This is a genomic window from Prochlorococcus sp. MIT2309, assembly GCF_059772305.1.
Map to the genome: position 1 here is coordinate 722,884 of NZ_CM186282.1, position 12,450 is coordinate 735,333.

Consider the following 12,450-nt stretch of genomic DNA (forward strand, 5'->3'; position numbering starts at 1 on the left):
GAGTTTCCTTGCTAGAATAAGAATTAAAAGTCTATTGAAATAAGATGTACAATGTTGTGGTAATAAATGGAGGGCGGGGTGCTGCTGCTCTGATTCCAAAATTACTTGAAAAGGATAATATATACGTAACTTCCATAGTTAATGCATACGACGATGGTAAATCTACGGGAGAAATACGCAGATTTTTTAGCATGCTTGGTCCCTCCGATATAAGAAAAGTTCAGGAATTGATGCTTCCAAAAGAGGATAAAAGTTTCAAAGGCTTTATACAATTTTTCAAATTTAGATTTAATAAAAACTGTTCAAGGGATGAGGCAATAAACAAAATACAAGATATTATTGATGATCGACCCAATGATATTTTAGATCAAAACTTAATACCCTATTCAACAAGAAAGTCAATATCAATTATGCTCGGTGAGTTTATAAAGCAACTTAAAGTCAATGAAGTTGTGATGAATGAAGTTTTTAATTTCTCAGACTGCTCAATTATGAATTGTGTATACGCAGGGGCATTTATTTATTTTAAAAGGAATATCGAAAAGGCCACACACTTTATCGATAAGCTTTTTAGATTGAGAGGCAAAGTGATTTCAACAAGTAATGAAAACAAGCACCTAGTAGCACTTAGAGAAAATGGAGAGGTTCTTTTTTCAGAGGCTGAGATTGTTGAATTAAGATCAAATGTAAGAATAGATAAATTATTTTTAATAGATAATCCATTGAATAAAGATACATTTGAAAGATTAAGTAATGAAGATAAAAGTTACTACCTTAGCAGCCATCATTGTTATGTGACTATCTCAACATCTGTTAGCCACGCCATAAATCAGGCTGATATTATTATATATTCCGCAGGTACTCAACATTCTTCACTATACCCTAGTTATTTATCTATAGGAATGGCGGAAAGTATATCTAATAATAGGTCTGCCTTGAAAGTATTCATAACTAATATTGGAGCAGACTATGAGACACCATCATACAAAGCATCGGATTATATTAAAAGTGCTTACAAATATTTAAATCTTTCAGGATCAAGAAATTATAGTATGAAGGAACTATTTGATGAGATATTAATCAATAAAAGCAAAATCAAAGCAAACGAAACTTATGTTGAATATGACGATGATGGATTTATTGATATAGACGTTAAATGCCATGTAGATTGCTACGAATCTATCAAAGAGCCTGGTAAGCATGATGGAGAAATGCTAGTCAATAAAATCCTTGAATTGCAATCAAAAAAAGAAAATATTATTTAGTAGTAAAATACATAATTCGCTTTAAAAAGCCTCGAAAGTGAGTGATTATAATAATATAGTAAAAATGAATTAAAAACTTGTACAAAACAATTATTCAGGCCGTGGAAGCGATAAATAAAAAATCATTGTTAATTTTTGATTTTGATGGTACGATCGCAAGTACATCTTCTCTACATTCACAGGCCTTTAATGAGGTTCTAATGGATTATAATTTAATAGTAGATTATAAAAAAATAGCAGGCTTAAAAACAATTGACGCATTTAAGAAATGTCTTACAGATGAAAATATAGAAATTGACAATAAAGAATTGGAAAATCTTTGTATTAAAAAACAGGAATTTGTTAGAGATTTATTGAATAATAAAAATTCAATTAAGCCTCTTCCTGGAGTGGACTCCTTTCTTAATTGGTCCAAAAATAGATTTGAATTATCAATTGCAAGCTCTGCTTCTAAGGGAACATTAACAAAGGCAATTGAAATTTTAGGATACAAAAATATTTTTAATTTTATATTGTCTAGTGAAGATGTGGAAAATTCCAAGCCAGCTCCTGATCTGTTTTTGAAGTCTTTAAGCATATCTAATAAATCAGAAGATCAATCGATAGTATTTGAAGACTCGAATGTAGGAATAGAATCAGCGAGAGCGGCAAACATAAACTATATTGATGTAAGAAAATTTAATTTCATGGAATTAATCAATTACATATTGAATAATGAAAAATAAAATAAAAGTTATCGCCATAATCGTAACTTATAATAGAGAAAAGTTACTTGAAAGATGTATCTCAAATTTAAAGAAGCAAATAAGAAAGCCTGACGAGATTTTAGTAATCAATAATGGTAGTAAAGATGGGACAAAAGAGATGTTGCAGAATTTAAATATCAATACAATTAATCAAGAAAATTTAGGCTCATCAGGAGGATGGAAAAGTGGTATGAAGTTTGCAATTGAGAATAGCTTTGATGCTGCCTGGCTAATGGACGATGATGGTTTTCCTGATGCATATGCGTTGGATAACTTGCTTAATAATTGGAATGAAAAATTTTCTTGTATTTCATCGCTCGTTGTAGACGAAGATAACAAAAATAAACTTGTATTTGGGATGCCGGTCTTAGACGATATGGGTTACCCTGTGCTTTTTAAATTTCCTAGAAAATTTGACAGTTTAAATACTCTTAAAAAGAAAATTAATGACAAAAGCTACTATCCTTTTGCTCATCTTTTTAACGGTGCATTAATATCTATTGACGCTGCAAAAAAAATTGGAAATATCAATGAAAATTATTTTCTTTATGGTGATGAAGTTGATTATTTTTATAGATTAAGATCTTATGGTGAAGTTATATCTGTAAAAAATGCATATCATTATCATCCTAATGTTAGCCAAAGAGGTTACACAAATCAAAAAATATATTACTTTATAAAGAATACAATTATTTTAAATAAAAAATATTTGAATCATGTTCATATGCGAAATTTATTAACTATTTTAATAGCCTTAATTAGAGTAACCAAAAGGAATGGGTTATTAAGCTTATTCAGTTTATTAGTTGGTAAGAATAAAAAGTGTTTTTATCCTGCTATTTTTAGGGGATTAAAAGGACATTTAAGAAAAGACTATGCAGAATAAGTTATGTTGCTTAATTGCAGCAGCTGGAAAAGGGACAAGAGCAAACCTCCCTTACCCAAAAACACTTTATAAAATAAATGGTCAGCCAATTTTATTCAATTTACTGGATACATTTATTACTTATGATCAGAAACCTACAATTGTTGTAAGTCCTGATGGGGAAGAGATAATTAAAAAAATTCTAAAGGATGAAAATAGGTCAGCTTATCTAGTGGTTCAAGAAAGAGCATTGGGTATGGGTAATGCTGTCCTAAAATTTTCCAAATCTCCTGCTTTTGTTAATGCCCAAACAATAATCTTAGCCTGGGGAGATATACCATTCCTTCAAAAGAACACAATAAGTGAACTATTGAATAGACATAAATCTAGTAACAACACTTTTACTTTTGCATCTAGGAAAGTTAACAAGGCATATACAATAATTAATAGAGATCTTAAAGGTAATATCAAGGAAGTAATTGAAACTAGGGAAAATAACCTTGACCCCTGCAAGGGTGAAAGAGAGATAGGATTATTTATTTTTGAAAAGGAACCTATTTTCAAGCTGTTGAGAGAAGATTTAAGCGGAAAATTTGGCAAACATACTAATGAACATGGCTTTTTATATATAATAAAGCACTTAATAACTAGAGGTTATAAAGTGGAGGCTTTAGATATTGCGAAAGAAATTGAATTGATCTCTTTAAATAAAATTAGCGATTTGAAATAAAAATATTTAAATTCGGCTATTATTCTTCAGATATTATATTTATCATAAAATATTATCTTTATATAAAGAATTAAATATTATACACTTTATAGATATAGACACACAAAGAAATCTTGACTAGTATAAAATTGATTTAGTTTCTAAGAATCGAATGAAATGCCATATTCAAAATAAAAATGATAGGTAAACATTCTATAGGAGTAGCAATACCCTGCTATATGAGTGGGAAGCAGGCTATTAAAACAGTTCAACAAACATTAGAATTTGCTGACTATATTGTTGCTATTGATGATGCTTGTCCAATAAATACTGGTAAATTAATTAAATCATATGTTAATAGTGAAAAATTATACATAATATACAATAAAGTAAATCAAGGGGTTGGTGGTGCTACTAAGTTAGGTTTTGATTGGTTGATGAAAAATAATTGTGACATCATTTTAAAAATTGATTCAGATGGTCAAATGAACCCAGCGGATATCCCCAAGATGTGCGAACCGATAATAAAACAAAGATGTGAAGCAACTAAAGGTAATAGATTTACTAATCTAGATAAGATAAGTAGAATTCCCAAAATTAGACTAATAGGGAATATAGCGTTGAGTTTCATAACTAAATTGTCAACTGGTTACTGGGAACTTTTTGACCCGACAAATGGCTTCATAGTTTTCAGAAAAGATGTTCTTGAAAGAATAAATTTATCTAAAACAGACAATAGATATTTTTTTGAAACAGATCTATTATTTAGATGTGCTTTGAAAAATATTTATATTAAAAATATCGAAATAGATCCTATTTATAATAATGTTCACTCCTCAGTAAATCCAATAAAAGAATTTCCAAACTTTTTTATAAAGCACATAAAATTGATCTTCAAGAGAATATTTTATCAATATATTGTATTAGATTTTAATCCAGGTTCTATAGAATTAATCCTATCAGTATTTGCAGGTTTTTATGCAATTTTCCTGGGATTAATATCAGTCTATAAAAGTAATTCAACAGGAATCCTCACATCCGCAGGTACTGTAAGCTTATTTACAATTTCAATGATTATCTGCGTACAATTACTTGTCTCATTTCTTTATTATGACTGCACTATTAGACTTCTTTTTAGGCAAAATAAATAATCCAGATGGGTCTTATAATGTTAAAAAAACTTCAGTTTTAATATGGAATCTACATTAATCAATATAAAAATTTATTTAACTTTAATATTAAATTCTTTATTTCTAAGTTCAATTTCTATACCCTGGATTATAAGGTTAGGCAAACAATTTAATATCATCGATAAACCTAATTTAAGGAAGCAACATAAACATGAGATCGTAAGAATCGGTGGTATCGCAATTTTCTTGGGTTATTTGACGAGTTTACTTATTTTTCTAAATTTTAGTAATTTTTTCTCTGAATCAATCAGAGAAATTAATACCTTGACTTTATTAATTTCTTCATCAAGTTTATTTTTTATAATTGGTTTATTAGATGATTTATTCCAACTCTCCGCAATTAAACGATTAATAATACAGTTTATTTTTGCGACAATATGCTGGTCTTTTGGCTTATCCATAACTTCAATTGATATTAGTTGGTTAAAGATAAATTTATCTAGTATAGAATTACCTTTAATAATTAGTTATCTTTTAACTATAATTTGGTTAGTGGGTATTACTAATGCTATAAACTGGCTCGATGGTCTTGATGGTCTTGCCTCTGGAGTTTCAGTTATTACACTGAGTGGAATTGCCTCAATAAGTTATTTTAATGATAATCAATTAGTCAGTTTGTTATCTTTTTCTCTATTAGGAGCATGCCTAGGTTTTCTAATTTTTAATACAAAGCCAGCAAAAATATTAATGGGAGATAGTGGCTCTTATCTTTTAGGGTTTTCACTGGCATCTTTGACTTTAGAAGGAATTAATAATGATGCTAATGTTTCATTTTTGCATTTAGGCTTATTAGTCCTATTAGTACCAATTATTGATATGTTCTATGTAATTATATTGAGAATAAAAAATAAAAGATCTCCCTTTTACCCTGACAGAAATCATATTCATCATAGACTTCTAAATATAGGATTTAGTTACAGAAGAACATTATTTACCATTTATACCTTATGTCTTATATGCAGCGTCCCTTTGTTGAATTTAAATAATTCTATTGAATCCATTCCTTTCTATATAATTACTTCAATATCCCTATTCTTTATGATGGCTCTACTTTTTCTAAGGAAATAGATATGGTGCTAATTTAAAAATCTTATACAAATAAATCATTCAATAATTAGTTTATAAATCGAAATTAACACCACTTAAAACATATTTGAATTAGAAAATTGTATAAATAAAAGGAGCAATTACAGAACCTTGGGTAAATATAATTAAAACACCCATAAAGACGAGGGTAATTATTAATGGTGCAAGCCAATATTTTTTTCTTACTCGTAAAAAGTCCCAAATATCTTTTGCTAGGTCTAGAAAGACTTCCATTATATTAAAAAATCCTTGTTAAATCTACCTTTGAGCCTTTCTTATTTTCTTTAAAAGTCAATAAGCTTGATTTTTTATAACGTAGTGGATCATATCCAAAGGCTCTCATTATAAAAGCTATTGGCAGTAATACAGCTATGAAAACAATGCCAAGAATTATACGGCTATTTGCGTAGCCCAGTAAGTGTCCTAATTGCATCCAAGCTTGATAGGGTTTCTTAAGGACTCTTGGAGAGAGGACGGCTAATACAAGAGTTGGGATACTGATCCAAAGAGTCCATGCCCTAAAGGTATGACCTGTGATCGATGGGATGAGCCAGCCAATAATCAAAGGCAAACCAAAACCAATTAAATATCCAAAATCGCGTAGTTGTCTCTGGGAGATTCTACTAGTCATGATCAATCCAATTCAAAATCTTGCATCCATGTCTCATCCTTTTCCAAATTAGCTTGATTACTTTTTAGAAGGATATGGTTCTCGAGAACCAAGACATCCATTTCTGTTCTCATGAAACACCTGTAAGCATCTTGCGGAGTACAAACAATAGGCTCACCTCGAACGTTGAACGAGGTGTTTATTAATGTGGGACAGCCTGTTTCTTGCTTAAACGCCTTGATTAAGTTGTAGTAGCGAGGATTTGTACTCTCGCTAACTGTTTGAACTCTTGCAGAGTAATCAACATGAGTTATTGCTGGAATTGTAGACCTTGGAATATTTAATTTTTCTATGCCAAAAAGTTTTGACTGTTCTTCTGTTATTTCAAAGCGAAGATCTTCTTTTATTTTTGCCACTAAAAGCATATAAGGACTTTTTGAACTCAAGTCAAATTGTATTGATACATCCTCCTCTAAAACAGAAGGAGCAAATGGTCTAAAGCTCTCTCGGTATTTGATTTTCAAATTCATCACACTTTGCATTTCTAAATTACGAGGATCCCCAATAATTGATCTTGCACCTAATGCCCTAGGCCCAAATTCCATAGGACCATTGAACCATCCGACTACTTTTCCCTCTTTTAGTAATTGGACTAATTGAACAAATAGATCATTGTCTTCTCTGTATTCATAGGATGCATTTATCCTTTCTAAATAATCTTGGATATAAGTATTTGAAAAGCTTGGTCCTAGGTAAGTGCCTTTCATAGAATCATTGCGATTAGTGGAGCGATGATTCCCACAGTGTTGATAGAAAGTTAGAAGTGCTGCTCCTAATGAAGTACCTGCGTCACCAGCAGCAGGTTGGATCCAAATCTCATCAAAGATCGACTCTTTAAAAAGTTTTCCATTCGATACACAGTTCAATGCAACTCCACCAGCCAAGCAAAGCTTTTTAGCACCTGTTTCTTTTTTGATTGACCTGGCAAGAGCGATTGTTACTTCTTCTGTGACAACTTGTATGGATGCAGCTAAGTCCATATGGAATTGAGTTAAGTCGCTCTCCCTTTGCCTAGGAGCATGACCAAATAATTTATGAAACTTTCTTCCTGTCATACGAAAACCACGATGGTATTTGAAATAACTCATGTCTAATCTGAAGCTTCCATCATCTTTAATATCGATAAGATTCTTTTTAATTAGATCGACATATTTTGGTTCCCCATAAGGAGCTAATCCCATTAATTTATATTCACCGGAGTTAACTTTAAATCCACAATAGTAAGTAAATGCAGAATAAAGAAGGCCAATTGAATGAGGAAAACTGATTTGCCACAGTGGATTAATTTTATTATTTTTACCAATCCATGCCGATGTTGTAGCCCATTCGCCTACCCCATCCATGCAGAGTATTGCAGCTTCTTGAAATGGACTTGGATAAAAGGCAGATGCAGCATGAGATAAATGATGCTCTGAGAAAAGAAGTTCCGGTAAATTAAATAAGTCCTCAGCAGAATCTTGCAATCCTTTCTGGATGTCTTTTAACTGATTCTTAATTTCTGATTTTAAGAATAACTTTTCTTTTAGCCAAACTTGCATCGCCGTAATAAAGGACCTTCCACCTCGAGGAGCAACTCCTAGATATGTCTCCAATAATCGTTCAAAAGTTAGTAACGGCTTCTCATAATAAATAACATAATCAATATCTTTAAGAGTTAAATTACTTTTCTCTAGGCAATACTTTAAGGCTTCTTTAGGAAAGCTTGAATCATGTTTTTTGCGAGTAAATCTCTCTTCTTGTACTGCAGATATAATTTCCCCATTAATAATTAAAGCAGCGGCACTATCATGGTAATAAGCGGATAGTCCAATAATTCTTTTTTTTTCAGTGGTTTTTAAATTCAATCTTGCAAAGGAGATGGGAATTTTTCTTTCATAATCAATATACTGAACTTAAAGAATTATGAAGCACTAATATAGTTGAAAAGGTAAATAAGAAGCTAATAAATTAACATTAAATTATTTAAAAAATTCTATAGTTTCTAAATTGCTTTATAAATATTTTTCTAGTCATTTTCATGTTGTAAGGTAGCCGCCCATGCATAAACCTATTATTATCAATATATAAAGATAGTCCTTTAGTCCATCGAAAAGTTCGTATATTTTCATGGATATTAAAAATAATATCTTCCAATAGATCACTTTCTAATTTAAATTCTTCTTCTTCAAAAACTAATTTTCTAGATAATATCTGAGGTTCAGTTTTTAAATTGATAAATATGTGATTAGCGAGCGCTAATTTCCTCGTAAGTGGATGTTCAGTTATAAAAGGAGATTTAAAATTGAAAAATAATTTAGCTTCTTTTGTATCTAATTCTGTTTTACTTATATTGTTGTATTCCAAAAACCAGGGTTTCTTTTTACCACTAAGCCTTTTTTTAAGGTCTAATTCTAAAGCTAGTGAATAATCGATAAATAATGATTGTAAAACCATTTTAGTTTTTGGACTTAATTTTTTCCAAAGAATATTTCCATCTATTAAGGTGGTCAAACCTTTTTTTTCCGCGTCTTTTGATATTTCAAGGCAAAGAAAAGAAATTAAAGCTGGGCGGGCAGGACTAAATGATGTTTCAGCATGAGGATCTACATGAGGAAAATCTAAATCTACACTTGATAATTTCTGATTATTAACCTCTTCAAGGTTAAATATTTTTCTTCTCGTAGTATCTTTAATTTGATTTAAACCAAGAATTGAACAATTCTCTGTGAATTCTTCATAGATATCTTTATCACTAGTAAACTTACTTTTATAAATAATAAGTCCAAACTTGTGAAAGATTTGTCTAATTTGATCTCTAGAATTATCTAATAAAAATATAGGGGAATCATTTGATTCTAAGAGAGTTTTATAATTTTCATTATATTCAAAGCTAAACAACTAATTAATAATCCCATTGCGAGAATTATTGCGGATTTTAGCTATATTGTCAACTACCAACCTAAATCAGTCTAATTATTAAATTAATGATATTTGCCCTAATCTATTGCTATGAAAAAAATCAATGGAGCCAAGGGGATTTGAACCCCTGACCCCCTGCATGCCATGCAGGTGCTCTACCAGCTGAGCTATGGCCCCAAGTCGTTGAGATACAAATGATTGCAATCACTCTCATACAACTATGCCATTATACGATACTAACTAAATACGCCGAAAATACTCAATGATCAGTTGATTCTGCTGTAAATCTATCGTTCATTGGGTTCTCTATTTATCAGCACTTTCCTTTTATTTAGTAAAATTCACATAGCTAAAAATGAATTCTAAACAATTAGTAAAAATAATATCTGTAAACTCTTTACTAATATCATTAATACTTATCTTTGGAGAACTGGTGGCGAGGTCTTTTTTCTCTGATTTTAAAGGCGATTTTTATTCAGAAAATATAACAAGGTCAATCAATTACCATAAGTCTTCTCTCAATGGTATAGAAATTGTGAGAACCCCAGGGCCTGATTTTTCCATAGATTCTGATTCAGACATCCTTTTAATTATAGGAGACTCAATCACAGAAGGATATGGAATGATATATGAGGATATTTATTGGGTAAAGCTTAAAAACCTAGTGAATTTAACAAAGAAAGAAAAGATTGAAGTGATTCCAACCGGGGGTTATGGTAGTAATCTAAGCAAATTTAATTTGATTAAAAAAATAAAAAAAATCTCAGAGACTTTTCCTAAAAACAAAATTTATTTAATGTATCAATTTAATTTTAATGATATTCATTTAGAAAATTCAAGAATTACAACTAAGAAAAAAAATATATTTAATCATTTAAATGCAAGTTTTGGTGAATTTGCTCTTCGTCATTTACATAAATCAGTTTTTGCAAGAACCGTAAGACATTATGGTTCTACTCTAAAAAGAAAAAGAATTAACAACAAAAATTGTCAGAGAAAAGATTGGATAAATCTTCAATCATATACTTATACATATGCTAGTAAAGGATTTGAAAAAGAATCAGAAATTGCCTGGGATCAATTTGAAAGGAAATTATTTGAAATAAAAAAAATTGCTTCAGAAATTAATGCAGAATTTATTATGTTTATTACACCTATAATTTATGATATTGACATCAATGGAGTTCACCCATACTACAATCCATACAGATTGGATTTTTCTTGTGCAACATTAGACCCAAGAAAACGTTTAAATGCAATAGCAAAAGATGCAAGTATTAAATTAATTGATCCAACTATATATATGAGAGAGAAATTTGAAGCTATATTGAAAGAAGGAAATTTTAGAAGATTTTATTATGCAGCAGATGATAATCATATAACTCCCTATGCTTCTACTTATCTCAGCAATTATCTTTTTACTAAAATATTTTCCAATATGAAAGAATAAGATGGGGGTAAAATTATCTACTAAAAAGATTATTTCTCTTATTAGAGCAACTATTTGATATTTGATTTATAAGAATTTAGTTATTATCCTAGATGAGCTTTATAGGTTAATGATATAGTAAAATCTCATCAAAATTTATTACACAGAGGATCCCATAATTCAGCTTTACGGCAAAGTTGAAGTGAATTATTCAGTGTGTTCTTCCAATTTGGGCTTAGAAAATATTGCATTTAAATTAACATCAATGCTCAATCAGTTATGAGCTAAAAAACAGCTAGAAAAAATTATTAAAGGGATTTCAAATAGAGGAAAATGAAGAAAAAAAAAACAAAATCAAAAATGCAATTAAAAATTGAATTTTTAAGAGACTTTTTTAATTACAGCTAAATCTTAAATAATTTAGTCATGCAATAATTATTGATTGATAGCCACTTGTGCAAAATAAATTACCCCTAAGCTTTGTATTCAATCCACGGTAAGGGTGGAAGCTTGTTAGCTTTATTTAGATTTTCTTAAGATTTAATGGCAATAGCTATGACCTCGCGTTACAGCGAGCAAACAGAGGGAGCTTTGCGTTGTATTGAGGCGGCTGAGGATTGGGCAAAATTTTGTGTTGATAGATTACCAAGAAAAGATCATCATATTTTTATAGATTATGGGGCCGCAGACGGCGGTACAGCTGTTAATTTTTGGAAATCCATACTAAAAAATGCAATCCAAAAACATAAAGAAAGTCATTTTTCATTAATTGGAAATGATTTGCCAACTAACAATAATCTTGAGTTATTAAATAGTCTCAATAAACAAACAGAAGAGAACTCAAAATTAACTACTTTCATAAGTGCTAGAAGTTTCTATGAGCAAATTTATGCCAAAAACTCAGTAAGTTTTGGTTTTTCAGCTACAGCAATGCATTGGCTGAATAAACCAATCACATCTCTAAAAAATCACACACATGTTCAGGCATCGCATGATAAAAAATGTTTTGGAGAATTTCAGGCTCAAGCAATTGATGATTGGGATAAAATTTTAGGAACCAGAAGCCAAGAGCTTTGTAAAGGGGGCAAACTTCTTACATTAAATTTATCTCGTGATTCTAATAACAATTATCTAGGAAATAATGGGGGCAAAACTCTAAATATTCTTAATGAGTTGCATAAAATTTGGAAAGATATTTACGAAGAAGATTTAATCAATAAATCGGAATATGAGGATGCAACTATACAGAATTTCTATAAATCACCTGAAGAGTTTATATATCCATTGAAAAATGAAGATTCTGTTGCATATAAAAATGGCTTAAGATTAATTGATCAAAGAACGGTTTATATTGAATGCCCATATAAGAAAAAATGGCTTATTGATAAAGACTCTAAATCATTTTCAAATGGATTAATGGAAACAATCAGAAGTTGGAGTAAGCACAGCTTCAGTTCCTCAATTAAACAAAAAAGAGATTATGATCCTGTCGAAATTTTGTTTAATAGGTTACGACAAAAAATAAAAGATTCACCAACTGATTGGAGCCTTGATTATGTAGAACATCATCTATTAGCAGAAAAAATTTAATT

The 12,450-nt window shown here is 30.3% G+C and carries 12 protein-coding genes and 1 tRNA gene; 8 read left to right on the forward strand and 5 right to left on the reverse strand.

Features of this window, described 5'->3' with window-relative positions; genetic code table 11:
- Positions 1-44: 44 nt before the first annotated feature.
- The 6 genes from AC6EJA_RS04030 (at position 45) to AC6EJA_RS04055 (ending at position 5,843) form a co-directional block, all read left to right on the forward strand.
- Positions 45-1,265 carry a 2-phospho-L-lactate transferase CofD family protein gene (locus AC6EJA_RS04030; protein ID WP_498503330.1) on the forward strand — a complete coding sequence of 407 codons (1,221 nt, stop codon included), beginning with the start codon at positions 45-47 and terminating at the stop codon, positions 1,263-1,265.
- 77 nt (positions 1,266-1,342) lie between these two features.
- Positions 1,343-1,990 carry an HAD family hydrolase gene (locus AC6EJA_RS04035; RefSeq protein WP_498503332.1) on the forward strand — a complete coding sequence of 216 codons (648 nt, stop codon included), beginning with the start codon at positions 1,343-1,345 and terminating at the stop codon, positions 1,988-1,990.
- Positions 1,980-2,897, forward strand: coding sequence for a glycosyltransferase (locus AC6EJA_RS04040; RefSeq protein WP_498503334.1), 918 nt, complete (start codon positions 1,980-1,982; stop codon positions 2,895-2,897). The genes AC6EJA_RS04035 and AC6EJA_RS04040 overlap by 11 nt, the downstream gene beginning before the upstream one ends.
- The gene (locus AC6EJA_RS04045) at positions 2,887-3,606 is read left to right on the forward strand and encodes an NTP transferase domain-containing protein (RefSeq protein WP_498503336.1); all 720 of its coding nucleotides are present in this window, start codon (positions 2,887-2,889) and stop codon (positions 3,604-3,606) included. The genes AC6EJA_RS04040 and AC6EJA_RS04045 overlap by 11 nt, the downstream gene beginning before the upstream one ends.
- A 176-nt stretch (positions 3,607-3,782) precedes the next feature.
- A complete protein-coding gene (locus AC6EJA_RS04050; protein WP_498503337.1) occupies positions 3,783-4,736 on the forward strand; it encodes a glycosyltransferase family 2 protein in 954 nt (317 codons plus the stop codon).
- Positions 4,737-4,778: 42 nt separating this feature from the next.
- On the forward strand, positions 4,779-5,843 hold the full coding sequence (locus AC6EJA_RS04055) for a glycosyltransferase family 4 protein (protein ID WP_498503338.1): 1,065 nt from the start codon (positions 4,779-4,781) through the stop codon (positions 5,841-5,843).
- A gap of 90 nt (positions 5,844-5,933) precedes the next feature.
- On the opposite strand, the gene AC6EJA_RS04060 is transcribed toward AC6EJA_RS04055, so the two are convergent.
- From AC6EJA_RS04060 to AC6EJA_RS04080, 5 genes are all read right to left on the reverse strand, one after another.
- Positions 5,934-6,095, reverse strand: coding sequence for a DUF5989 family protein (locus tag AC6EJA_RS04060; protein WP_498503340.1), 162 nt, complete (start codon positions 6,093-6,095; stop codon positions 5,934-5,936).
- Between the two features lie 4 nt (positions 6,096-6,099).
- On the reverse strand, positions 6,100-6,492 hold the full coding sequence (locus AC6EJA_RS04065) for an SxtJ family membrane protein (protein ID WP_498503341.1): 393 nt from the start codon (positions 6,490-6,492) through the stop codon (positions 6,100-6,102).
- Between the two features lie 2 nt (positions 6,493-6,494).
- Complete coding sequence (locus tag AC6EJA_RS04070) at positions 6,495-8,375, reverse strand: carbamoyltransferase family protein (RefSeq protein ID WP_498503342.1); 1,881 nt, start codon at positions 8,373-8,375, stop codon at positions 6,495-6,497.
- Between the two features lie 118 nt (positions 8,376-8,493).
- Complete coding sequence (locus AC6EJA_RS04075) at positions 8,494-9,408, reverse strand: TauD/TfdA family dioxygenase (protein ID WP_498503344.1); 915 nt, start codon at positions 9,406-9,408, stop codon at positions 8,494-8,496.
- 125 nt (positions 9,409-9,533) lie between these two features.
- A tRNA-Ala gene (locus AC6EJA_RS04080) sits at positions 9,534-9,606 on the reverse strand.
- Between the two features lie 178 nt (positions 9,607-9,784).
- Here AC6EJA_RS04080 and AC6EJA_RS04085 point away from each other — a divergent pair.
- The gene (locus AC6EJA_RS04085; protein ID WP_498503346.1) at positions 9,785-10,879 is read left to right on the forward strand and encodes a hypothetical protein; all 1,095 of its coding nucleotides are present in this window, start codon (positions 9,785-9,787) and stop codon (positions 10,877-10,879) included.
- 522 nt (positions 10,880-11,401) lie between these two features.
- Complete coding sequence (locus AC6EJA_RS04090; RefSeq protein WP_498503348.1) at positions 11,402-12,448, forward strand: class I SAM-dependent methyltransferase; 1,047 nt, start codon at positions 11,402-11,404, stop codon at positions 12,446-12,448.
- Positions 12,449-12,450 lie beyond the last annotated feature (2 nt).

Bases quoted from the DNA above. Each gene is read 5' to 3' on its own strand.
- AC6EJA_RS04050 (WP_498503337.1), top strand. From the start codon at position 3,783: ATGATAGGTAAACATTCTATAGGAGTAGCAATACCCTGCTATATGAGT.
- AC6EJA_RS04065 (WP_498503341.1), bottom strand. From the start codon at position 6,492: ATGACTAGTAGAATCTCCCAGAGACAACTACGCGATTTTGGATATTTA.
- AC6EJA_RS04085 (WP_498503346.1), top strand. From the start codon at position 9,785: ATGAATTCTAAACAATTAGTAAAAATAATATCTGTAAACTCTTTACTA.
- AC6EJA_RS04045 (WP_498503336.1), top strand. From the start codon at position 2,887: ATGCAGAATAAGTTATGTTGCTTAATTGCAGCAGCTGGAAAAGGGACA.
- AC6EJA_RS04090 (WP_498503348.1), top strand. From the start codon at position 11,402: ATGGCAATAGCTATGACCTCGCGTTACAGCGAGCAAACAGAGGGAGCT.
- AC6EJA_RS04030 (WP_498503330.1), top strand. From the start codon at position 45: ATGTACAATGTTGTGGTAATAAATGGAGGGCGGGGTGCTGCTGCTCTG.
- AC6EJA_RS04055 (WP_498503338.1), top strand. From the start codon at position 4,779: ATGGAATCTACATTAATCAATATAAAAATTTATTTAACTTTAATATTA.
- AC6EJA_RS04040 (WP_498503334.1), top strand. From the start codon at position 1,980: ATGAAAAATAAAATAAAAGTTATCGCCATAATCGTAACTTATAATAGA.
- AC6EJA_RS04060 (WP_498503340.1), bottom strand. From the start codon at position 6,095: ATGGAAGTCTTTCTAGACCTAGCAAAAGATATTTGGGACTTTTTACGA.